16 protein-coding genes, 1 tRNA gene and 1 pseudogene are annotated in these 22,859 nt (G+C 65.3%); 5 read left to right on the top strand and 13 right to left on the bottom strand.

Features of this window, described 5'->3' with window-relative positions; translation table 11 throughout:
- Window positions 1-2 precede the first annotated feature (2 nt).
- Complete coding sequence (locus CEB94_RS14435; protein ID WP_175432611.1) at window positions 3-1,610, bottom strand: dynamin family protein; 1,608 nt, start codon at window positions 1,608-1,610, stop codon at window positions 3-5.
- Between the two features lie 321 nt (window positions 1,611-1,931).
- Here CEB94_RS14435 and CEB94_RS14430 point away from each other — a divergent pair.
- Window positions 1,932-2,004, top strand: a tRNA-Arg gene (locus CEB94_RS14430).
- Between the two features lie 181 nt (window positions 2,005-2,185).
- Here CEB94_RS14430 and CEB94_RS14425 read toward each other — a convergent pair.
- From CEB94_RS14425 to CEB94_RS14400, 6 genes and pseudogenes are all read right to left on the bottom strand, one after another.
- A complete protein-coding gene (locus CEB94_RS14425) occupies window positions 2,186-3,580 on the bottom strand; it encodes a tyrosine-type recombinase/integrase (RefSeq protein WP_175432610.1) in 1,395 nt (464 codons plus the stop codon).
- Window positions 3,580-3,777 carry a helix-turn-helix transcriptional regulator gene (locus CEB94_RS14420; protein WP_030835967.1) on the bottom strand — a complete coding sequence of 66 codons (198 nt, stop codon included), beginning with the start codon at window positions 3,775-3,777 and terminating at the stop codon, window positions 3,580-3,582. Before CEB94_RS14420 ends, CEB94_RS14425 begins: the two co-directional genes overlap by 1 nt.
- Window positions 3,774-4,892: pseudogene (gene repSA, locus CEB94_RS14415) on the bottom strand (replication initiator protein RepSA); the annotation flags it as partial. The pseudogene repSA and the gene CEB94_RS14420, both read right to left, overlap by 4 nt.
- Window positions 4,893-4,922: 30 nt before the next feature.
- Complete coding sequence (locus CEB94_RS14410) at window positions 4,923-5,717, bottom strand: NUDIX domain-containing protein (RefSeq protein WP_175432609.1); 795 nt, start codon at window positions 5,715-5,717, stop codon at window positions 4,923-4,925.
- A 503-nt stretch (window positions 5,718-6,220) separates the two neighbouring features.
- A complete protein-coding gene (locus CEB94_RS14405; RefSeq protein WP_175432608.1) occupies window positions 6,221-7,222 on the bottom strand; it encodes a response regulator in 1,002 nt (333 codons plus the stop codon).
- A complete protein-coding gene (locus tag CEB94_RS14400; protein WP_175432607.1) occupies window positions 7,203-8,153 on the bottom strand; it encodes a GHKL domain-containing protein in 951 nt (316 codons plus the stop codon). The genes CEB94_RS14405 and CEB94_RS14400 overlap by 20 nt, the downstream gene beginning before the upstream one ends.
- 620 nt (window positions 8,154-8,773) lie before the next feature.
- Between CEB94_RS14400 and CEB94_RS14395 the strand changes: the two genes are divergently transcribed.
- Window positions 8,774-9,262, top strand: a complete 489-nt coding sequence (locus CEB94_RS14395) for a hypothetical protein (RefSeq protein WP_175432606.1) — start codon at window positions 8,774-8,776, stop codon at window positions 9,260-9,262.
- A gap of 814 nt (window positions 9,263-10,076) precedes the next feature.
- Here CEB94_RS14395 and CEB94_RS14390 read toward each other — a convergent pair.
- From CEB94_RS14390 to CEB94_RS14375, 4 genes are all read right to left on the bottom strand, one after another.
- On the bottom strand, window positions 10,077-11,342 hold the full coding sequence (locus CEB94_RS14390; protein WP_175432605.1) for a TerD family protein: 1,266 nt from the start codon (window positions 11,340-11,342) through the stop codon (window positions 10,077-10,079).
- Window positions 11,343-11,733: 391 nt separating this feature from the next.
- A complete protein-coding gene (locus tag CEB94_RS14385) occupies window positions 11,734-12,141 on the bottom strand; it encodes a hypothetical protein (RefSeq protein ID WP_175432604.1) in 408 nt (135 codons plus the stop codon).
- A 354-nt stretch (window positions 12,142-12,495) separates the two neighbouring features.
- Window positions 12,496-12,996, bottom strand: a complete 501-nt coding sequence (locus CEB94_RS14380) for a YfbM family protein (RefSeq protein WP_175432603.1) — start codon at window positions 12,994-12,996, stop codon at window positions 12,496-12,498.
- A gap of 465 nt (window positions 12,997-13,461) precedes the next feature.
- Complete coding sequence (locus CEB94_RS14375) at window positions 13,462-13,845, bottom strand: hypothetical protein (protein ID WP_175432602.1); 384 nt, start codon at window positions 13,843-13,845, stop codon at window positions 13,462-13,464.
- A gap of 642 nt (window positions 13,846-14,487) precedes the next feature.
- Between CEB94_RS14375 and CEB94_RS14370 the strand changes: the two genes are divergently transcribed.
- From CEB94_RS14370 to CEB94_RS14360, 3 genes are all read left to right on the top strand, one after another.
- Entirely contained in the window at window positions 14,488-14,640 is a 153-nt protein-coding gene (locus tag CEB94_RS14370) for a hypothetical protein (RefSeq protein WP_175432601.1), read from the top strand.
- Window positions 14,641-15,511: 871 nt separating this feature from the next.
- Window positions 15,512-20,680: a DUF6531 domain-containing protein gene (locus CEB94_RS14365; RefSeq protein WP_175437004.1), complete on the top strand. Its 5,169-nt coding sequence runs from the start codon at window positions 15,512-15,514 to the stop codon at window positions 20,678-20,680.
- Window positions 20,681-20,690: 10 nt separating this feature from the next.
- Window positions 20,691-21,110, top strand: coding sequence for a DUF7919 family protein (locus tag CEB94_RS14360; protein WP_175432600.1), 420 nt, complete (start codon window positions 20,691-20,693; stop codon window positions 21,108-21,110).
- A gap of 562 nt (window positions 21,111-21,672) precedes the next feature.
- Here CEB94_RS14360 and CEB94_RS40890 read toward each other — a convergent pair.
- Together CEB94_RS40890 and CEB94_RS40885 are read right to left on the bottom strand one after the other, a co-directional pair.
- Window positions 21,673-21,969, bottom strand: a complete 297-nt coding sequence (locus tag CEB94_RS40890) for a hypothetical protein (RefSeq protein ID WP_246111796.1) — start codon at window positions 21,967-21,969, stop codon at window positions 21,673-21,675.
- A gap of 592 nt (window positions 21,970-22,561) precedes the next feature.
- Window positions 22,562-22,840, bottom strand: coding sequence for a hypothetical protein (locus CEB94_RS40885; RefSeq protein ID WP_246111795.1), 279 nt, complete (start codon window positions 22,838-22,840; stop codon window positions 22,562-22,564).
- Window positions 22,841-22,859 lie beyond the last annotated feature (19 nt).

Raw genomic sequence — 22,859 nt, 5'->3', positions numbered from 1 at the left:
GGTCACCTCTCCTTCTGCAGTACGGACAGCGCGGCGATGAGTTCGGCCTGCGGCTCGGGGTGGACGTCGAGCGCGTCGATCGGGGCGAGCCGGCGCTCGCGTTCGGCGTGCAGGACCCGGTCCACGTGCTCGGTGAGCAACCGCCCGGCCCGGTCGCGCAGCCGCAGCGCGCCATGGGCGCCGATCCGCTCGGCGAGCCCCTCCCCGGCCATCCGGCCCCGGCGGCCGCCCAGCAGGGAGGTGGCGACCAGGGCGGCGACCAGCTCCGGGTCGGGTGCGAGGTTGCGGTCCAGTTCACGCACCTCGTCCTCGGCGTGCTCCTCGAGCTCGCGCCGCCACCGCCGTACGGCGAGCCCGATGCGGTGCTCTGCGCTGTCCGCCGCGGGTTCGCGTGCGGCGAGTTCCGGGGCGGCCGACGCCGGTTCACGCCGCCAGGCGTCGTCGATGCGCTCGTCGGCGGCGGTGACGGCGCACAGCAGCAGCGCGCTGAGGCTCTCCACGAGCGCGTCGAGGAGTTCGGCGGCGGTGCAGTCCAGGGGGAAGGCACGCCACCGCTTGAGCGCGTCCCCGGCGAGCACGGCCCCGGACTGCAACCGGCCCCGCACGCGCGTGTGCTCGCTGTCGTACGCCCCTTCGACGGCGGAGGTGAGCCGCAGTGCCGCGGCGTACTGCGCGGCGGCGGCACCGGCGAGCTCGGGCATCCGGGACTTGAGGGAGTCGAGGACGCCGTACGCCGTGCGGGCGAGGACGTGCTGCCGGGCCGCGGGGTCCTGGGTCTGGTGGACCAGCCAGGTGCGCAACTGGGCGACTGCGGAGGCCGGCAGGAGACCGCCGCCCCAGGCGGACTCGGGCAGCTCGGGCACGGTGAAGCGCGGCACCTCGCCGAGGCCGGCCTTGGTGAGCAGGGCCCCGTACTGCCGTGAGACCTCGTTGACGACCTGGTGGGGCACACGGTCGAGCACCGTCACGAGGGTGACGTCGTACTCCTTGGCGGTGCGCAGCATGTGCCAGGGGACGGCGTCGGCGTAGCGGGCGGCCGTGGTGACCATGACCCAGATGTCGGCGGCGCAGATGAGTTCGGCGGCCAGGACGCGGTTGTCGGCGACCAGGGAGTCGATGTCGGGCGCGTCGAGGAGGGCGAGGCCGGGCGGGAGTGTCTCGGCGGTCTCGACGCGCAGCACGCGCGCGGGGTTCTCGCCGGGAAGCAGCAGGTCGTCGGTGGAGTCCTGTTGGGGCACCCACACGCGCGTGAGGTCGGGCAGCACCCTCATCCCGCTGAACCAGTGGTGGTCCTCCGGATGGCAGACCAGCACGGGGGTGCGTGTCGTCGGCCGCAGCACGCCCGCCTCGCTGACCCGCCGTCCCACGAGGGAGTTCACGAGCGTCGATTTCCCGGCTCCGGTCGACCCGCCGACGACGGCCAGAAGCGGCGCTTCGGGTTCCCGCAACCGGGGCACCAAGTAGTCGTCGAGCTGCGCGAGGAGTTCGTCGCGGTTGGCACGCGCGCGTGGGGCCCCCGCCAGGGGCAGCGGGAAGCGTGCGGCGGCGACACGGTCGCGCAGGGCGGAGAGTGCGTCGAGCAGCTGAGGCCGTACGTCCAAGGTCACCACATGTGAAGAATGCCCAATTTTAGGGGAATTCTGAAGCATATGAGCATGTCTGCGCGCCGACGGAACACAAGGGATGGAAGGGACGACTGGGACACAGGCACACTCCAGGCATAACGAGTGCACAACACCCGATGCCTCTGACGCCAAAAGCGGTGCACGATTCGTACCTGCCTGCGATTATCAGGACCGCTTCACTGAACCTCCACATCGAGCCACGGAGGCGAAGCAACAGGGACAAGGACGCGGGAGCCCTATCCTTGTCCCCGGCAACGTCACGGATCGGCCCACACCCGGGCACCACGACAGAGGCCACCACACCCGGCCCCCGTAGCTCAGTGGATAGAGCAGGCGCCTTCTAAGCGCTTGGCCGCAGGTTCGAGTCCTGCCGGGGGCGCAAGTCTCCGCCCTCCCTTTGGGGAGGGCTTTTTGCTGGTCAGGGTGGGTGTGGGGTGGCGCGGCGAAGCCCCGGGCGTCCCCTTGATGATCAAGGGCGTGCTCCGGGGCTGTTCGGCTGTTACCGGGTTTTTGCGGGTGGCCGTGTCGAATACGTGTCGAAGTTTCTGCGGGCCGCGAGGTCAGTCGGCGGACGGCCGCTCAGGAAGATCTCCGGCAGCTTCGAGCCGCCTCTTCAGGTCGGGCAGCTGACCCTCGACGCAGCGGGCGTAGGTCGCCAGGAGCACGGCAACACTGTTTCCGGCCCACTCGGCTACCTGGGCGGGTGGGATGCCGTCATTCAGCCACTTCGTCAGTCGCGTGTTCCGGTTGTCGTAGACACGCCGTCCGGTGGGTGACTCGAAGACGTGCGGGGGCAGTACGGCCTTTCGGGCGCTGCGCCACGCTCGACGGATGACGGAACCGGCGAGGATGCCGCCGTACTCGCCTTGGAACAGCAGGTCACCCGGCTTGAGCTGTTCGTCGTCGATGTGCTGCCGCAGGATGCGCGTGAGGGCGGGATGCCCCGGGACAGTGCGGGTCTCACCCTCCGCACGGCCTTTCAGGTCGCGTTGTTCGTGGATCTCCCCCGTGTCTGTCCACTGCTTCCCGACCTCGGGGGTCGCGGTGTGGATCAGCAGCTCGCACCACTGGTCGGCAGCGTCGGGCTCGGGCAGGGTCACGTCCTCCACTCGCATCGCTACGGCCTCCTCGGGCCGGGGACCGCAGTAGTACAGCGTGGCGAAGAAGGCGTGAAGTCGCTCGCCGCCGCGTGGCCGGCGCCGTACCCAATCGAGGATTGCCGCCGCTTGCTCCGGGTTCAGCAGGGACCGTTTGTCCACGGCGTTCGTGGTCTTTACGACGGCCGTCGACTCCTTGCCCTTGGGAAGCGGGTTGGTCCGTAGGATGCGCCTCCGGATCGCGTACTTCATGGCGACGTTGAGGATGCGGCGGTTGCGCTTGCGGGACCAGGCCGCCGCTTGCTTGCCATCTAGGCGCGTGTCGATGGCGCGTAGGACCTGGTCGACCTTCTCCGGGTCCTCCCAGGCCGAGACGGGCAGGGAGTTCCGCTCGACCCACCGGAGGATGGCCACCATGTCTCGGGGGGCGTCGGGGCGTCGGTTGGTGTTGAACGCCCACTCACGCAGGGCGGTGCGCACGGCCGGAGGTGCGAACTGGGTGGGCTTGGCCCGCAGCAGCGCGATTGTGGTCGCCGTCAGGGTCTTGGCGATGTTCTTACGGCTGTTGCCGCCGAGCTGAGGCCAGCGGGCATCCACGTACTCGACGGCGAACTTGTACCAGCTCATGGCAGCCGACTTGGAGCGGTGGGACACCGGGAGCCCGGTGGCAATGACGAACGCCTCGCCCTTGCCAGTGGCCCGGATGAGTTCGGAGCGGAAGCCCTCGGCGAGGGCGACGGTGTCGAAGGGCTCACGCCAGCGCTTCCCCGCGACCACCCAGCGCACGGTGTAGGTGGTCTTCCGGGCGCCCTTGTAGGTGAGGATCTTGTAGACCTTCACGTCGTACGTCGTCTCCATCAGGCGGCGTCCTCACGGTCGTCGAGCCAGTGTTCGAGGTCGCTCCGCCGGATTCTGAGGTCGCCGTTCGGGAGCTTGATGCAGCGCGGTGCCCGACGCTTGGCGCGCCAGTCGTAGAAGGTCGAGCGCGAGACGGCCAGCTCCTCGCAGACCTCCGCGAGGGTGAGCATGGTGCGCGATCTGGTGGCCGTGGTCATGTACTGCTCCCTTCGCTGAGCAAGGCTTCGCGTGCGGTTTCGCGGTTGAGCTGGAGGTCGCGGGCGATGGTGGCGGCGAGTGCGGATTCGCCGGGGGTGTGGCCGTGTCCGGCGTACTGCCAGTCGGCCAGGACCAGGACGGTGTCCGGCTCGTGGTCCTCCAGGCCGAGGGCGGCGTGTTCCTGGGCGGCGCGGTAGTCGGCGCGGGCCTGGCGCAGGGCGCCGAGGGTGGTGGAGTACCGGCGGGACTTGGAGGAGAAGTGGCCCCGGAAGCCGAGCATGTGAGCCCAGGCCCACAGGCGCCGTTCCGGATACAGCGGATCGAGTTCCTTACAGGTTTTGATGAGGCGGCGGGTGTGGTCGGGGACCTGGTGGCGGTCGAGCTCGGCGAGTTCGCCGATGCGGCGGTCCAGGGTGCCGGTGGTCTCGGCGGCCTTGGTGGCGTACTTGGCCACGTACGAGGCGACCGCCTGCTCGGTGATCTGGGAGCCGTCGCCGAAGGCCTTCACCGGCCGGACGTCGAGCTGCGTGCCCCAGCGGAAGGTCCGGGCGGGCTCGTCTTCGGCGGCCGGGACGGAGACCGAGGTGTAGGAGTGCGCGGCAGCTGCACGGATCGAGTCGGCCAGGAGGTCGACCGTCGCCCAGGCGGGCGGAGCGGTCTCGGGTCCGTCGGGGCCGTCGATGCGGATCACGGCATGGAAATGCAGGGCGCCGCGCTTTTGGAACTCGGCGACTTTGCCGTAGGAGAGACGGGCGCGCTCCTTCAGCTCGCGTTGGGTGATGCCGGCGCGGGCGGCGATCTCGCGGCGGAGCCGGTTGGTGAAGCGCTGCCAGAGCTGACCGGCGTGGTTGTTGAACAGCACGGCGCCCGCGTAGTCGTAGGTAGCCGGGTCCAGGGCCGTGCCGAGGGCGGGGTCGCCGGATGCGTGGCGGGTGCCGCAGCGGCAGACGCCCCGGTCGGGCCGGTTGTGGACCGGGCCGAAGGAGGGGGCGGTGAGGGTGGCGAAGACGCGCGGGTGGTCGCGGACGGTTGAGGGGATGTCGCGTCGGTCGTCTCCGGCCAGGCCCGCGCGGATGAGGTGGTAGGTGTCGCCCGCGTAGGTCCAGGCGCAGGTCCGTACGCCAACGGCGTCGAGTCGAACAGCTCACGCAGCGCTTGTAGGCGGAGCTCCAGCACCTCGTGCGGAGAGGACATGGAGCAGGGCCACGAGCGTGCCGGAGCCCATTAGTTCACCCCGTGCCATGAGGCTAGGAATGTCGGCGAGCGGCACCCAGGCTATGTGCCCGGCCTCCTCCAGATCGGACGGCTCACCAACGAGCTTGGCGCCCTTGCCCACGAAGATGTCGTGCGGCGAATCGACCATGCCCACCATGGGCTGATACGTGACCACGTGCTCCAAGGAATCCGGCCGCCAACCAGTCTCCTCCTCGACCTCACGCAGCGCGGCCTCCAAGGAGTCCTCCCCCTCGTCGACGATGCCGCCCGGGAGCTCCCACCCGAACGAGTCGGGCACGAAGCGGTAGCGCCACATCATCAGGACACGGTCTTGGTCGTCGATCACGGCCGCGATGGCCACGTGATGAAGTTTCACGACATGGTGCTCGAAGCGCTCGACCCCTGGCGGTTCGACATCGACGAGGCTGAGCTTCACCCAGCGGTTGTCATACAGAGTCCGCTCGCCATGGATCTGCCACGGTTCGACATCCGCCGGCGCCTGCGTGGTCACAGACCGATCCGGCACCCGGTAGGAGCTGCGGCCGTGTACCTCAATCACACTCTCCGCAACAAGCTTGGCGAGCACCTGCCGTAGGGCGGTCCGGCCGATGGCCAGCTCTTCCGACAAGGTCCGCTCAGACGGGAGCTTGGAACCTGGCGGGTACTGTCCCGTCGCGATCCACTCGCGAATCGTGCGGTAGACCCGCTCCGACTTGGGTCCCATCCGGTTAGCACGCTCCCTGTCGTCCTCTTATGTCGGCTGGCACAAGCGTAGCCCGGAGCCCACTCCCAAGAGTAGGCACTGACGACGTGGACGATCAGCAGCCAAGACGAGGCAAGCGGCGTCAAGCATCTCCCGGGACCGGACAAGATCAGCGGCCAAGAGCGCGGTAGAACTTTCCCTACTTCATCAAGGCGGCTCGCTCCGCTCACCGCGCGCGGCCCGGCCCCCGGCCGGGCCTGCGCTCCTGTCTCCGCCCCGCTCCAGCCCGGCCGGCGCCCGTGCCGCGCGCACCGTAATCAGCCGCTTGCTGCCAAAGAAGAGGTACGTCGTGCCTGGGGGTCAGCTTCCCGACTTTTAGCCAGCCACTTTAGCGGCGAGCCGCAAAACCATAGCCCCAACGCCGTTAACGGGCAGGGCCACAGACTGCCTGACGTGCCGAGAGCTTACGAAGCTCCCACCCAAGCCGACCTCCCAACCTCGCGTGCTGGAACCGCCCCCAGCCGCTACGAGAAATCACCAAGATCGTACTGGCGCACTTCACCGTTGCTCAGTCGGTCAACCTGGCGAAGGGCTGTTCGCTTTGAAGGGACAAAAGCCTGTAGAACCAGGACATTGGTGGACCCGCAGCATTGACAATCGCTCACAATGTCGACTCTAACTCGTGCATAGACTGGCGCACCCATGATGCGCCGTACACGAATATGGACCTCGTTTGTGTCTGTCGGCTCGGCAGGAAGCTGAAAAGTCCGCTCCACGCTTTCGCTGATCAATGTGCTACTTGTGTCACTCTCTTTGAAGCGATTTGAGAGTTCCACGTTGAGCTTCGCCGTTAGAGATGCCACCTGCTTACTGGCCAGCCCCAAACCACCAGTGAGTTTGTCAACAGTCTCACGCTCAAGAACGATGGTGTGACTGGCCTCGACCTTCACTTGGCGCGTCTCCGTTTGACCTGCATGCAGGGTCACGAGATCCCGCCATCCATCGTCAAAAGTGTGAGATTCATCGAGAAGTTGAGCTCTCAGAATTCTATAAGTGACTGTTGGGCGCCTCCTAAGCCATCCTGAACGTCGTTGCAAGACAGCAGGGCGATCTGTGGTTAGCGCGGCTGATGCCACATTTAGCTGCCATGCGATATATTCGTGCAATACTTTCTGCGGCAGGTTGCTGATCTGGTTCTTGGGGACATAACCCTTGTATCCCAAGCTAAGGGCCGTGCCCACCTCCTCAGCCCCAGCCTCGCCCGTCAGCATAATTGCATGCACCTTCGGGTCCATCGCACAAATATCCTGAAACAAATCCGTGCCTGACCTATTGGGCATACGTTGATCCAAAACCACCACCTTGACTGGGTTCGTGCGACAGATTTCTAGCGCCCTGCCTGGATCGCTGGTGTGCGTAACTGAAATTCCTGTCGCAGACCTAATCAACTGAGCATAGTCTGCGGCAGCTTGGGCATGGTCATCAACGACCAAAACATCAATGGGATTAGGGTCTGCCAGGGTCATCGCTCCGCCCTCCCGGAAGAATCACCGTAAATTTAACAATGTCGTTATTCAGTTCGTGGGACAGGGTCGCCCCGTCATATGCAGTGAGGAGCCTACGGACGACTGCAAGGCCGAGCCCCTGGTGGTCGGCCTTAGATGTGAAGCCGGACTCGTAGATTTCCGCACTATCTCGGAACCCCGTGACCCGGTTCGATACTGAAATGCCGACCCCTTTCGGGAGGTACTCCTGGTTGACGACGACAGTGCTGCCACCGATTGCCGCTTCGAATGCATTCTCCAAAAGTGGAAGAACGAGTGACAATACATAGCTGTTGGGATACCCGCCTACAGAATCGCCAATTTTGGCCTCATAGCCCACATCGCTAGAAGATTTCTCTGCGTAGATTCTGCTCGCCGCGGCCAGGGTGTCACGCAGCGACTTAGGGTTCCACTGGTTCGCCCCCTCCGCCACCTCGGTGATCTGGCGAAATCCGGCAAGGAACGCTTTGCAGATTTCTACATTCTGCGAAATGCGCTCGTCGATGGAGGGCCTCGATACACGCTCCCCAGACGCAGCCAACTCGCTTTTGAGTAGAAGAGCGGCAGTCTCAATCTGGGACAATGGCGTATTGAGACTGTGGGAAATTTCCCTAACTAGGTCACTGTAATCTCGCTGCGCGACTGATTCTGTCGCCTTCTGCACGTCACCTACGTTTACGTAGATATGCGGGCTGCCAATTTTAGCAAGAGCCTCATTTTGCCTTGCGATAAACTCGTTCAGGATGGATGTTTCCGCTTCAGGCTCTTGCCTGCCTCTATATCGGAGCTCCATTTTTAGTCGCTCTAGTTGATAGTTCTGTCTTTTGACGATGAAATTTGAATATGCTTGAACCAGGATCGCAATCGAGGCGGAACCTGCTGCGACCAACAGAGGGATATCGGTGCCAGCCATGGGCATCACGATAGTCCTCGGGCCAGGTCCTGAGGGCGTAACAGCACACAATCAACTCAAGAAGAGGCAATGAGTGGTGACCGACCGCTGCACCCGCGACCAACCACACAGTTGCCGACAGCCGTCCAGCCGGAGCGTCGGGGGGGCGGGCCCGCGTCATCCAGAGCATCAATAGCCCTAAGCAGCACAGAGCACACCACTTCCCAAGCTAAGGGCTCGGCCGGCCGCCGTCGTCAGGCGCTGGCCGTCGGCACTTGCTCTGGTCGTCAGCACAAGCAACATGGCTGAGGCCGGTGGAGGTGCAGCGAGGCACACGCGTGTGTGATCGGTTGGCGCACCCGCCATCGTGGCTGGCTGTCGTCGGCTGAGGCCAGGCAGGTCCATCGGGGATGCCAGCCGTTAGTCGAGTGCGGCAGAGCTGGGCCGTCCCTGGGCCGTCCGAGGCCGCTCGACAGTGGCCAATAACGACCAACGACGATCACCAGGAGCACGAACCCACCGCCCCTGACCAGCAAAAAACCAGCTCACCAAGATCCCCGGCAACACCCAGGGCAAGAAGAAGCCGGAGCTACGACAACAATCGGCTGGCCAGGACCTCTGCCGCCACCCACGATGAGCCCATGGACCGGTTGCAGTTCAGCGCTTGGCAGTACGTGGCGGAGATCCTCCCTGCCGAGGAACTCCCGATGCTCGCTGCGCATGCGCTTGTCGATGGACGTGATTCCCCTGCACTGCGCGAGCTGGCCGGTCTGCCGCGCCGGAGCGACCCAGCCGAAGCCCGGGAACTCTACGTTCTAGCCCTGTGCGAACTCGGCATGCCCCTTCCCGACGAGGAGACAGCTGGCCGATGTCTCCTGGTGAGACTCGCGTTCGGCCTCGTCCATGGCGAGCTGAGCCCCCAGGATGTGGGCAATGGACTGTCGATGACGGTCACAGCCCGCACCCGGGAGGAGACACGGTTCCTGTCCGTCGCAGCGGACTACAGCGAATGGCTCGGCCCCGATGAGCTTCCGGGATGGGAGAAGGAGCTGAGAACCGCGGCCCACTCGTTGGCCGCCGCCACTGATCTCGGCCCCAGCATCGGTGTCCCATGTGGGCGGTCCGACTGACCAAGCCGCGGTGAGTCCTCGCCGACACCGCCGGCCATGCAGGCAGCGGCCCGTCTCAGCCCTCAGCCGGTCTGAGGCACCGTGCGACGGCCACAATGACCCCTGGTGACTCGTCCGGGTAGGCGTCGGCAGAGCTCAGCAGGGCTTGCTACCTGGCAATATCCTTCGCAAGGGCGACAACCACTGCAAGAACGGCATCTAGGGGGTAACTATGGGCGTCTTCGACAATTCCGCTAGCAGCAACAGTGGCTTGGGGCGAGCGTGTCCTGACTGCGGGGAAGTTTTGTGGGCCGACTCAGACGAACTTGCTGGCCGGTACGAATGCCACAACGACAGTTGCTTTGGGTTCAGGGTCTACTTCGACGTAGATGGCATGCTTCTTGACCCGCCGACCCGTGCCAAGAACCGCGGCAGTGGCACCTGCCAGTGGTGTCAGTCATCGCTCTCGGGTGGAGCGAGCTACTTGCCCTATGAAGATGGCAGCAACTCACACGCTTACATCGTTTGCCCATCCTGCAAGCAGGAGAACATCCGATACGGCTTCGGCGAGGATGACTGAGGACAGGCTCTCTGCAGGAGCAACGCCAACCTGAGGGGTGAGTGTCTAACTGCGTGACAACGCCCACGAACAACCGCGGACGTCCGCGGACCATCAGCCCAGGTGAGAACGCACCAGCCCACGGCAGCGGTCCCGTCCAAGTTGCTTCGGGACGCAGGGGTCGCCGTGCAAGACGCACCGGGTGTAGCCGTCTCGCGGTCTAGGTCGCCTGGCGTCCGCGTCCATGCCACGGTTCTCGTGTAATTCGAATCCGGGCTACCAATTGTCCCTACTCTTGAATTCAACCTTTCCGGTGCTCATCCGGAAGTTCCCGTTCGAGTACAGCGTGGGACGAGCCTCGACGTGGTTCCCGCTGTACTTTTCTACATGTCTGACCTGAGCGCCGCCGGGAACTGTGAAGTCAATGAGGGCAATTGCTACCCAGTAGGACAAGTTGCGGTTATTGAACAGCGGTACGGTGACGGTGGAACCTCTTCCGTCGGTGACGACTGCTCGGGCCCCGTAGGACTTGAACGATCCAGTGCCGTTCTCCAAAGCGCTGTAAGCGCATAGGAGCACGTAGCCCTGAAGGTCGGGGCGACGGATGGTGATGGTCTCTCGACCTGGCACCTTGGAGTCACCGTCCAGAGCAATGTACGGCGGCGCAACGGAGGAGCCGAGCTGTCGGTAGTAGACGACCTCGTCAGACTTGGTTGGACGCTTCCCCTGCGGGGTTACGACACTCTTGGGAACATAGAGAGCGTAGAGGTCAAGGTCGGCGCCAGCTTGCCGTCGCTCCAAGCTGCCGCCGTTCCACTCAAGCATGGCCGTAACAACCAGGCTCGGGTCGTCCTTTCGCATGTCAATCGTCGCCTCACCGGACTTGGTGAGAGCGACCTTGCCCAGAGGGCGAGGCGTTGCCATCTGAAGGACTGGTGCAGTCCGTGGTGGGCTGCTCGGTACGTAGGTGGGGCGCGGTGGGTGAGTCGGCCGTAGGCGGGTTTGAGCGGCCCTGGCTGCAACTGGCGTCTGAGCTGGGCTTGGTCCTGGATCATCCACGACAATGCCAACGTCCCTGGCCAGGCCAGCTAGTCCCGTATCCCAGCCCTGACCGACCGCCCGTGCCTTCCAACCGCCGGCACGTCTGTACAGCTCGATCAGGATGGCTACCGTCTCCCGATCCGTAAGGGGAGGCGGAACAAAAGTGATCTTTGTGCTGCCGCAGTCGACGACCGCGTCGGGGGTGCTGCCTGCGTCGAAGTGCGTGGCCCGCAGTTCGGGGTCGATGCTGGCCACGATGGCGATGCGGTCAACCGCCGCCGGTACCTCGGCCAGGTTCGCGACGATCGTCTGGCCTTTCAGGGCAACCCCGTCCTGAAACGGATGGTTGTAGAAGACGAGATCGTCGTCCCCCCTCACCTTGCCGTCCTGCTTGAGCAGGACAGCCGAGACGTCGATACCTGTGGTGCCCGAGGTAAGGGTTACGCGGCAGGTGCCGAATGACAGTGGCGCGTTGCCGCCTTTTGTGAGAGCAATCGTCATGTGTGGCCCCTCGTGTGTTATGTACATCGTGGGGCCTCCGTCCGGCTCATGTACGCCAAACGCCAATGACGGATGGTTGGTTGGAAGCATCGGCTAGGCGGCATGCCTCGATGACACCAGCGGTGGGAGATTGTGGTGGTCTTACGCGCCTTGGCAGAGACGACGCGCTCCTACAGCTCCGGTTCCGCGCCGAACGTTGATCGAACTTTCGTGTGCTCACCCGATCGTGGCCTATCTGTGGACTCGTCCCGCTCGATCTAACGTGGGCAGCGCCATGACCTGCCGCATCGCCCGGCTCTCACGGGGCCTCCGGAGCCGCTTGCCTAGTTGTTGGCATCCCGGGAGGGGAACTCGGGGCGACCCCTCCTCTTGGAGGAGGGGCGCACTCTGGCTAGTACTCGCCACTGTCCCGCAGTTCCTCAGTTACCTTGTCCACCTTGTCCGGGCAGTAGGCCTTCACACCCATCAACAAGAGCTCGTTCGCCTCGGGCTTTCTCGTACCCCAGTCCCCGCCCGATGGGTACAGGCCGCCCTCGCTGAAGAGGAACGCGACACTGTGCCCCTCGGCGAGCCCGTCGCACCACATCTGTGGGAACTCGATGAGGTCTCCGTCTGCCGGCTGAGTCTCCTGCCAACTCTGCCAAGACGCGAGATGCACGGCGTCAAGAAACTTGTCTTCCTTCGCCACTGTAGGCGTCGGCTTCGCCTTGGCGGTGGGCTTAGGGTCGTTGCCACCGCAGGCGGTGAGCGAAGCCGCAGTTACCAGTACCAGTGCAGCTAGTGCAGTGCGGTAGAGCATGGTCCCCCAGGCATGTGTGATGCACACATGATCACCGTCGTGAGGGTGACGTGAAGGCGAAGTGTTCAAGCTGTGACATGACGGCCGCTGTGTGGGTAGGTGACACGACAGCCATCGCCAGACCGTGCGACGCGCCGAGTAGGGTCGGGTGACTGTAACGATTTTCTCCCGTAGTTCGGGAGGAAGAGGGCTGTGCCAGACCCGTGCCAGATCGTGCGGGGAACCACGGGGAACACTGGGGAACCAGGCGACCGGCTGCCAGGCGTCGACACTGCTTGCCCGCAGGCCACCCCCGGAGCGACCACCAGAAGCCACAAGCTTCCCAAGCTGAGGTCTCACGGCTGTCTTGGCCCGTCAGTCCAGCCACAGGAGCATCGCGTCGTCCGCCCTGGCAGCAGCGTCGAAGAACTGTGTGAGGCCGTCGTACCAGGGTCGCCCCCACTCCAGCGAGTTGGCCTCAGCCCATCCGAGCGGATACACCCCGGCGCTGGTCAGTTCAGCAGGCTCCACGCCACTGATGAGCTGGGCATAGCTGGTAGCCCGCAGAGCTCCCGCCGCGAGCCGGACCCGCTCAGGCCGCAGGTACCTCGGAGGCCCGTACCCCCAGTCCTCACCCTCGGCGAACGGCTCCTCACCGTGGATCACGTTCACGGGGAACTCCGTGCGCGCCAGCAGGAAGCGGAGCATGTCCCAGGTCTTGTACGTGCTGAAGTGGCGCGCTACGGCCAGCTCAGGCTTCTTCTCCTCCTCGGCGTCCTGAACCTCTTCGACGAAGCCCAAAGCCCAGTCCGGGTCTTGGATCGCCCTGTCGAGTTCAGCAGCCGTGAGACGCAGGTACTCGCCGATCATGCTCATGGACGGAGACTAGGCGGGGCCACTGACAACAGCCTCAGGCGGACCGTCTCAGTTTCCGTCTTATTCGGCCCGGTTCACCGGCGTTCAGACGAGGCCTGGAGCCGATCCCAGCTCGGTGCCAAACTGCCAATGAACGCCCTTGCACGCACCCCGCCACTCCACCAACACAGTTGGAAATCGTGCGCCTGCCTCGGCCCGTGGGAGAAGTGGTGCGCGGCCGGCGCTGGCAAGTCGTTCCCTGGCCGTCAACGAAGCCCGGTCGTCGGTTAGGTCCCGGACGGGTCTCCGGGCCGTCCCCAGACAGGCCGGGGATGCAACCATTCCCTTCAGAGCTGGAACCCCCGGAAGCCGACCGCGCGCCCGAGACCATAGCCGCAGGTACTGACAACGGGCTTGCCGGTGTTCTAGCCCCGCACCACAACCGCACCAGTTCGGACAGGCAACAGAACCTACCGGACAGAACAGCTAGGCCTCGGCGTCCTCTTCTTCCTTTTGCTCTGCGGCGCCCTTGGTGTAGTCATTCACCCACCGCCACTCATGTCTGCAGTTGCCGGCAGCGTGGCCGCGGGGGTTGAGGCACTGGTAGCGCCAGTAGCCGCTTACGTCGCCGGCGTAGCGCGGCCGAGGTGGGGGGCTGGAGCTGACGTCCTGTTCCGCAGCGGCTTGGTTGAGGATGCGGGCGACCTCAGCAAGGATGCCGCCGGGGTCCTCGGCCTCGCCCTCATCGTCGGTCGCAGCTGCGGTCGCCCGGGCGTGAGCGACGGCGATGACGCCTCCGACCACGGCAGCAGCCACGCTGATCACCCCCGCCTTGCTGGCGGGCCCGAGTTTGTTCCAGGCGTCAGTCACGCGCCGCCGCAGCGGCTTTCGCTCGACGTCGCTTTCTGGCGGTGGGCCGGATGGCGGTACGGGCGATCGTGGACCATCAGTCATGTGTCCCCCTTGACGGAGAGCTGCCAGGATCGCCCATCCAGGCAGTCGAAATTCCATCGGTACGCACCAGACGGTAGCCGCCCCTCACTCATGATCGACGATCTTCCGCGGAAGCCCAGCACGGCAACGGGTCAATGTGCTAGCCCACCTTGAGCGTTCTCACCGATAGTCGCTGCACCGATGCCCTCCGAGGGCGTAGACCGTCGCGAGGCCTGCCGATGGCAGTTGCGGGACAGCCTTTAGATCGACCATCTCATGAGATACCAGCAACACTGAGTGTGAGCTGATGCCGGCATGGACTACATTTTCGCTGGTCAGAACCGCATCGCGACATGCCCAGAGGTGTTCCTGTCTGGCTGAGAAGATTAGATCTCGACGAGAACGTTGATTCTCGCCGAAACTCCAGTACTCTCATGGCTACAGTCATCACCGCGCAAGGGGGTAAGAATGGTTACTGAGGACCCCAAGGGAACCCCTCGTTCCCTACGGATCAGCTTTGAGTTCCAGATCCCGCGAGGACTGCGGTCCAACGTCCGCGACGCAACTGTTCAGCGAGCGTTGGACACCATCGCGGATCGCGTCATCGGTCTCGCGGAAACCCTCGTGCCGTGGGCCGCGCAGGTGGTCGTGAGGAAGCAGTGGGTCTACAACTGGACCGACTACGACGAGACCATCATGCTCCCCGAAACTGACAAGAACAGCCTGCCGTAGTGCTGTTCGCCGACCGCCGTTCTAGCGCGCACGAATGAGCAGTCACTACATAGCTACGGATCAGAAGGCCTGACATCTACGGTTGACATCAACGACACCGGACGGGGACATACGCCAGCACCCCTGTCCGGCCCGTCGCACCAGCCGACGGCCGCAGCCGGAGCACGCTCGGATCGAACTCCTAAAGCGGGTGTCGCAGGTTCGAATCCTGCCGGGGGCACAACGCGGTAAGCCGCTGACCTGGGGTTTCTCCCCCACGGAGGCTTTCCATTCGGCCTCGGACGGCTCGTCCGGGGCCGTTTGCGTGAGCGGACGAGTCGCCAGGCTCTGATATCTCTCCCGACCAGGACGCCTCTACAAGGCGTGGGGATGAGGGCCTCGGGCAGAGTCGACCGTCACCGGCCCCGCCGGTGACGGCTGTACTGATCCGCACCGTCCGACCCTCCCCGGCATCCATCTTGCAGACACTGTTACTCAACTTCGTGTTCAGGTACGAAAAGCAACCTGGTTGGCATGTTCCAGCCATATTTGAAAGAGAGTCCTTTACTGGGCACCCATCCGGCCAGGGACTCTGCACCAGATCGGTCCGGGCAGGGTTTGCAGATCCAGCCATAGCTGCAAATCACAAGTTATTTCCCACGCCTCCCGATCAAGGATCAACCTTGCGCTTTGTTCACAGCCGTCACGCAAGGGATGCACAGTGCGGAAGAGATCGCGAAGATCAGTCATAGCCCTGCTGGTTCTGGCCTTGATGGCCACCGCTGGCGTCGTACCGGCTTGGGCTCTCCCTGAGCAACCTGCCTCCACCCCGGCCGCCGCTCACCAGCTCAAGGCTCGGACGGCGGCGGACCTGCCGATGCCGCCCAAGGCCATGACGTTGGCCGAGCGGCGCAAGCAGGTGAAGCAGTCCCGGGACGAGTTGTCGCCCATGCGCGGCTACAGGGACTCACCCGCCAGGAAGCCGGTGGGCAAGCCCCATCCTCGGCCCGGCAAAAGCGCTGTCGAGCGCCGCCTGCTCGCCGGGGGGAGCCCGACGCGCCAGCCGCTCGCGGTGGCGGCTACTGCTGATCCGGCGTGGGTGTCTGGCTCGTCCGGGGTGTGGCCGGGGACCCTCTCGATCGGCGGGCACGTGAAGTTCTCCTCCGGTACCGGTTCGTCCTATTCGAGGTTGTTGCTGCTTCTCCGGAGCGAGGCGGGGACGGTCGTCAAGGCCGAGGAGATCGACAAGGCCACTTACGATCCGGAGGGAAAGGGGCACCTGGACAGCGGGGCCTGGTGCTACGGCTGGTGGGCGCCGAACCCATACCCTGACCGTGCTGACGAATGCTTCTGGTGGAGTTCGAGCGCGCTGGGCGGACACCTTGAGGACGGCAAGAAGTACTACGCCCACGTCTACCTCATGGGTTCGGACGGTACTTACAGTCCGAATGGCACTACCTCTCCGCTGATCGAGGCGTTCTACACCCCGGACATCCCTGGTGCCCAGGCTGGCATCTGCTCCTGCTACGCGCAGGCTCACCGCGCCGACCCGGTCAACACGGCCACCGGCATGTTCTTCGAGCAGCTGACCGACGCCCAACTGGTCGGCGTCGGCAAGCAGATGACCCTGGAGCGCACGTACCGCTCCGACTCCACGACGACCGGTCTGCTGGGTCGCGGCTGGGCCACGCCCTTCGACGTGAAACTGACGGTCGCCTCTGGCAAGGTCACCTATCAGGCCGACGACGGGGCAAAGTTCGTCTTCACGCAGAAGAGCGACGGCACGTACACCGCGCCGGCGGGTTCGGCCGCGAAGCTGGTCAAGGGCAGCAGCACCTACACCGTCACCACCCCCGACCACACCAAGCGCACCTTCAGCAGCACCGGTCAGCTCACGTCGGTCGTCGACGGCGGCGGCCAGGGCCTGGCGCTGACGTACACCTCCGGCAAGCTGTCCTCGGTCAAGGACGCCGCCGGCCGCACCACCGGCTTCACCATGAACGCCGACGGCCGGGTCACCAAGGTCAGCCTCCCCGATGCCACGTCGGTCTCCTACGCCTACACGGATGGTCTGCTGACCTCGGTCACCGATCCGGCGGGCAAGGTCTCCTCCTACGGCTACAACGCTGACAAGCGGCTGTCCTCCATCACCGATCCGGCGGGTGGCAAGGTCTCCAACACCTATGAGACCAACGGCAGGATCAAGTCCCAGACGGACCAGAAGGGCAAGACCACTTCGTTCACTTGGGACAGCGGCGGCGAAGAGTCCCACATGACAGCGCCGGACGGCGGGGTGTGGACCGACATCTACGCCGGCAACGTGCTGATGGAGAGCATCGACCCGTACGGCAAGAGGGTCTCCTACACCTACGACCGCTACCTGCGCCCGGTCGAGATCACCGATCAGCGCGGTAACACCACGTCGATGACGTACGACAGCGCCGGACGCATGCTCACCCGCAGCGCGCCATCGTCGCTCGGCTACAAGGAGAGCTGGACCTACGACAGCGCCGGCAACATCCTCAGCCACACGGACGGCCGCGGCAACAAGACGACGTACACCTACAACACGTCCAACCGGCTGACCTCCAGCACCGATCCGCTCAGCGGCAAGACGACGTACACGTACACCGCGCTCGGTGCCCTGGCGACCGTGACGACACCGCGCGGCAAGACCACGACGTACGGGTACGACGCGAAGGGCAACCGTACCTCGGTCACCACCCCGCTGGGTGAGAAGGCCACCTTCACCTACGACGACGCCGGCCGCATCACCTCCAAGACCGATCCCCGTGGGAACGCATCCGGTGCCGACCCGGCCGGCTACACCACGAAGTACACCTACGACGGCCGCGGTCTGCTCAGCACGGCCACCGACCCCCTGGGCCGCATCACCAGCTACGGCTACAACGGCGCCGAACAGCTGACCTCGGCCAAGGACCCGGCCGGCAACACCACCCGCTACGAGTACGACGACGCCGGGAACCTGACCAAGACCATCGACGCGGCGGGCAAGTCCGTCACCCGTGGTTACGATTCCGGCGGCCGTCTCACCTCCGAGACCGACCCGCTGGGCAACAAGACGACCCACGCCTACGACAAGCTCGGCCGACTGCTGAGCACAGTCACCGCCCGAGGCAATGTCACCGGCGCCGACCCGGCCGCATACACCACGAGCTACGCCTACGACGCCGCAGGAAACCGCACCAAGGTCACCGACCCCAGCGGCGCGGCCGTCAGCACCGAGTACGACGCCGTGAACCGGCCCCTCAAGGTCACCGACCCGCTCGGCAAGACGACCGCCTACACCTACGACGCGGTCGACAACGTCACCAAGGTCACCGACGCCCTCGGCAAGAGCGTCTCCTCGGCGTACGACAAGAACAACCGACTCACCAGCAGCACCAACCAGCTGGGCAAGACCACCACCCACGCATACGACGCCGACGGCAATCTCCTCAGCCGCACCTCCCCGCTGGGCAACAAGGAGACCTGGACCTACGACGGCGACGGCCGCCAGGCCACCACCGTCGACCCCCGCGGTAACGCAACCGGCGCCGACCCGGCCCAGTACACCAGCACCAACAGCTACGACGCGGCCGGCAACCTGACCACCGTCACCGACCCGCTCGGCGGCGTGACCAGAACCGAGTACGACGCGGCGGGCAACGTCACCAAGCGCACCGACGCCGACAAGCGCGCCACCACCTACGGTTACGACAAACTCGACCAGCTCACCACGGTCACCGCCCCAGACGGCGCAAAGACGACCTACGAATACGACGCGGCCGGCAACGTCACCAAGCGCACCGACGCCAACAACCACGCGACCGCGTACGGCTACGACGCGGCCCGCCGCCTGACGAAGGTCACCGACCCGCTGGACCGCGTGACCTCCTACGCGTACGACGCCGAGGGCAACCTCACCAAGAAGACCACCCCGCGCGGCTCCACCAGCTACGCCTTCGACACCCGCGGGCTGCCCACCAAGGTCGACTACTCGGACTCGACACCGGACGTCAGCTTCGGCTACAACGCCGCCGGGCGCATGACAACACGCGCCAACGCCAAGATCTCCGAGGACTTCGACTACGACGCGGTCGGCAACCTCACCAAGACCCGCGGCTTCTCCTACACCTACGACGCCGCCGGGCAGATGCTCACCCGCAAGTACTCCGACGGCAACACCATCACCTATTCCCACGACAACGACGGCCGCACGTCGTCCATGACCGCCGACGGGGTCACCACCAACTACACCTGGGACGCCGCCGACCGCCTGACCCGGTCCGCGCTGCCCAACACCGAGACCGAGGACCGCGCCTACGACCGGGCGGGCCGGCTCACCGCCGTCACGTCCTCCAAGGCCGGGACCACCGTCACCAAGACGGCGCTCACCCTGTCCGCTGCCGGCTTGCCCAACCGCGTCGACGTCACCCGGGCCAGTGTCGGCACCGGAGGCTGGGACTTCACCTACGACGCCGCAGGCCGCCTCACCTCCGGCTGCGCCCCGCAGCCCTGGGTCACCGGCTGCGCGTCCAGCCGCACGACGGCATACAGCTACGACAAGGTCGGCAACCGCCTGACCTCCACCCTCGGCACCACCAACACCGACTACACCTACGACGCGGCCGACCAGCTCACGTCCACCGTCACCGGCGCCACGACCACCGCCTACGACTACGATGGCGAGGGCAACCAGACCAAGGCGGGCGCCGACACCTACACCTACGACCTGACCGGACAGATCTCCGCCGCAACCGTCGCCGGCAGCAGCTACACCTACGATCACGATGCCAGCGGCAACCAGGTCACCACCAGCAAGGACGGCGCGGTCACCAGCCGCACGCAGTGGGACCCCAACGGCCCGCTCCCGATCCTCGCCACCGAGTACGACAGCGCCTGGGCGATCAAGCAGTCCTACCGCTACGACCCGCTCGGCCAGCCCACCGCCACCAAGACCGGCTCAGGCGCGCTCTTCTACTACCACCACGACACCCAAGGCTCCCCGGTCGACGTCACCGGCAGCACCGGCACGCTCCACCAGCGCTGGGCCTACGACCCCTTCGGCACCCGCACCCTGAACACGGTCACCAGCGGCGCCCCAGCAAGCACCCCGTCCTACACAGGCGCCCGCTACGAGACCACCACAGGCAACCTCGACCTGCACGCCCGTCAATACAACACCACCAACGGCCGCTTCAACCGACCCGACCCGGCCACAAGAAGCCTCACCACCCCGTATGTCTCGACGTACGCGTACGCCGACAACCAGCCCACTTTCCTCACCGACCCCAGCGGCCTGACACCGGAAAATCCAAACGAGCGTGTCGACAGCCTCGGCGAGGGCCTCAAGATCTTCGGTGATGGCTTCATCCAGGGGCTGAAAGCTCCATTCGAGTTCGTCGGCGACGCGTATGACGCCGTCACCGGCCAGAACGGCGGCGCTGGGGCCTTCGTCGACAAGTACCTCCCCGTCCGACCCGCCTACCGGCTCTACCGAGCCGAGTACATGCTGCGGCAACAGGGCTGCGACGCGCTCGCCGACTTGTACGCGGAGGCGGCGGAGGAACTGACTCAGCAGCTCGCTCTCGTGGGGATCGGCGGCCTCACGGGGTGGCGGCGAACCGCAGTCGCACCCGAGTTGCGTGGCCACGAGATCCCCACGCATGGCAAGGGCGTGGGCCCCGCCGCAGAGCGGCTCCCCGGCGGACGCCCTGACGGCCAGGCCGTCATCGCGGGTCACGGCTGGTACGTTCGTGGCACCGGCGACATGCAGATGCCCAGCGGCACTTGGGGGTACTTCTACGTGGAAGACGGCATCGGTCTTCGCCAGTCAGTCGGGCTAGCGGTCGAGCAGGGAAAGAAGATCAGGCCCACGGAGATCGTCGGGCCTGGAAAGTCGCTCCCGAACTACACTGTGGCTCCCGGACATGACCTCAGGATGATGAACGGATCGATCACAGTGAGCAAGGACACGTTGCTCAGCGAGCTCCTCAAGCCCAACATGGGCCCGGTCCATCTGTCGATCTGCCGGAAGCACTGCGACCCACGGCGCTGAGGAGCGACAGATGACCCACTACCGCGACCTGTCCCCCTATTCCTACGACGAGTCGGCCCGGGAAATGCTCAACGTCGGATGGCTGGCGCGGGAGCACAGCTACCCCAGTGGGGTGGTGGACGAGCGTGTGGTTAGCGCGCTGAAGATTCTCAGTGCGACCTACGACAACCAGATGCGCGGAATCCACCACTGCGAGTTCTGTGACACCGACCGGCCCTTCGTCCTCGGCGGGCCCGGCATGGACACCGATGTGTGGCTCGGCTCGGCGGAGATCCGAGTGGAGGGGGTGGACGGCACGCTCTACGCGGCACCGAACTTGGTGATCCACTACATCACCGAACACCATTACTGCCCACCCGAAGAGTTCTGCCGTGCGGCTCTGAAGGCGGCGGGTATGGACACAGCCGGGCAGTTGACTTTGGTCGACTAGCCGCGATCCGGCAAGGGGGTCCGTCAGCTCGCTAACGGACCCCCTTTGCTCGCTCAGAGCGGATATTGCTGGCCGGGCGGGAAGCCGTGCAGGGAGCTCAGGCAACAGTCTTCACCTCCGACACCGACGACATGAATCAACTCCTCGCGGGGCGCCCCGTGCGAGTTGAGAAGGCCTGACGAGACGCCGCTCGCACCTCACTCCGATCACTCGCCAACTTCCCCCTGAGCACCCCAGGCCCTCGTCGGACGGCATCCACCGGCACGTATCCAGCACACACGGGGACGGGAAGCACCGTGAACACGTGAGAACTACGGAGGAGTGTTTTCCGGGGTCAGACACTCCCTGGCCCGCGTCTCCGCAGGTCACAGCCCCGCCCAGAGGAAACTCCTAATGCGGTGCTCACGCACGAGCGCCCTCCCGGGCCGTGGAAGGGCGCTCAATGGTGACCAACGTCGACAGGTGCCGACAGCTCGGCAGCAGGTCAGGACGTCGACCGATAAGGCGGCCGCAGGTCACGGCCACCGATGATCAGTTGTGGCTGTGCAGAGCGCAGATCCTTTCAGGGGCGCCCAGGCGCGACGTGACCCCGTCCGCGGCTCGTCGCCACATGCAGCACGTCTCGCAGAGCGCTGGTCAACTGAGCCGCAAGAAGGTTCAGCTCCTCCGGGTCTTCGGTCTCGTCGTCGAGTACCTGACGCGAGTGCTCCAGCAGTTGAGACGCCATGCCGAGTTGGAACGCCTCGATGTGGTCCGCCAGGCGGGAGACATAGCCGCCTTGGTCATCGGTGCTCAAGTAGCACGGTTTGCCGTCCGGCCCCACCCACGGGAGAAGCCTCAGTTCGTCCTGTGCCGTCATCCCCGCGTGCTCCTCTCGGTGATCTCGGCGTTGAGTGCCGGCGCGCCGGTGGATGCCGAGTCGCTCACCGCGTGACTCCCAGGGCTGGACTGACCGGGTGCCGAGTGGCACAGACAGTCGCAGGCCTCGTAGATCAAGGGCAGGTCGACTGGCGCCGACTCCGGAGAGGACTCCGCGCAAGCTTGGTGCGTGCCGATCTGGCAAGCGGTCGAGCGGTACGAGGTGGCCGAGGTGTCCCGGCCAAGAGTCTGCCGCTGCGAGGGCATCAGTGAACCCCCAGAAGAGTCGACCAGGCGTCGGTCGGCAGTTGGGGAGCGATGACGACCGTCGGGTGTCGTCGTGCGCGTTCTTCATGCGCCAGTACGTATGGACGGACGAGTGCGGTGTCCTCGCCTCTGAGCGGCTGCCAGTGACTCGCCCTGTCGAGGGTGTGGTCCAGGACGACCGTCGGCTCGTCAGCAGATGCAGAGGATACCGGGGCGGACGTCGGCTGGAAGGGCGTTAAGGAGCGGCGGTGCCTGCCCCTGGGGAAGTACCGCGCCCTGGTGAGCGAGGCGGCACGGCGGATACGGTGGAGCACGCTGGTCAGCTCCTATCGCTGATGGCTCGGTCCCCCGACATCGCCCGTCGTGGGGACCGCTTTGTTTACGACCGCCCAGAGGGTGCGGCCATTCAGGCTGGTGGCGAGAAGCCCGAATTGATCGGCCTCAGCCACCGCTTCCAGGACCTCCCGCCATAAGTCGGCGTTGAGTGATTCCGGTACCTCTGCCTCGACCGACGTGTGCCGGTCGTGCTCCTCCATGCGCGCGGGAAGCCCGAGGTCGGACAGCCGGGCAGCGATGGCTGCCGCGCGAACTCCCGAAGCAGACACAGGGCAGCCTCCGTCACCG

Origin of the sequence: Streptomyces hawaiiensis (assembly GCF_004803895.1) — a bacterium.
Classification (GTDB): Bacteria; Actinomycetota; Actinomycetes; order Streptomycetales; family Streptomycetaceae; genus Streptomyces; species Streptomyces hawaiiensis.
The sequence above is the reverse complement of the archived record's forward strand: the minus strand, read 5'-3'. Positions and strand labels throughout refer to the sequence as shown.

Coding starts and splice junctions, on each gene's coding strand:
- CEB94_RS14410 (WP_175432609.1), bottom strand. CDS start 5,717: ATGGGACCCAAGTCGGAGCGGGTCTACCGCACGATTCGCGAGTGGATC.
- CEB94_RS14390 (WP_175432605.1), bottom strand. CDS start 11,342: ATGACGATTGCTCTCACAAAAGGCGGCAACGCGCCACTGTCATTCGGC.
- CEB94_RS14420 (WP_030835967.1), bottom strand. CDS start 3,777: ATGACCACGGCCACCAGATCGCGCACCATGCTCACCCTCGCGGAGGTC.
- CEB94_RS14425 (WP_175432610.1), bottom strand. CDS start 3,580: ATGGAGACGACGTACGACGTGAAGGTCTACAAGATCCTCACCTACAAG.
- CEB94_RS14380 (WP_175432603.1), bottom strand. CDS start 12,996: ATGAGCATGATCGGCGAGTACCTGCGTCTCACGGCTGCTGAACTCGAC.
- CEB94_RS14395 (WP_175432606.1), top strand. CDS start 8,774: ATGGACCGGTTGCAGTTCAGCGCTTGGCAGTACGTGGCGGAGATCCTC.
- CEB94_RS14360 (WP_175432600.1), top strand. CDS start 20,691: ATGACCCACTACCGCGACCTGTCCCCCTATTCCTACGACGAGTCGGCC.
- CEB94_RS14365 (WP_175437004.1), top strand. CDS start 15,512: ATGACGTTGGCCGAGCGGCGCAAGCAGGTGAAGCAGTCCCGGGACGAG.
- CEB94_RS14405 (WP_175432608.1), bottom strand. CDS start 7,222: ATGACCCTGGCAGACCCTAATCCCATTGATGTTTTGGTCGTTGATGAC.
- CEB94_RS14385 (WP_175432604.1), bottom strand. CDS start 12,141: ATGCTCTACCGCACTGCACTAGCTGCACTGGTACTGGTAACTGCGGCT.
- CEB94_RS40890 (WP_246111796.1), bottom strand. CDS start 21,969: ATGACGGCACAGGACGAACTGAGGCTTCTCCCGTGGGTGGGGCCGGAC.
- CEB94_RS14400 (WP_175432607.1), bottom strand. CDS start 8,153: ATGGCTGGCACCGATATCCCTCTGTTGGTCGCAGCAGGTTCCGCCTCG.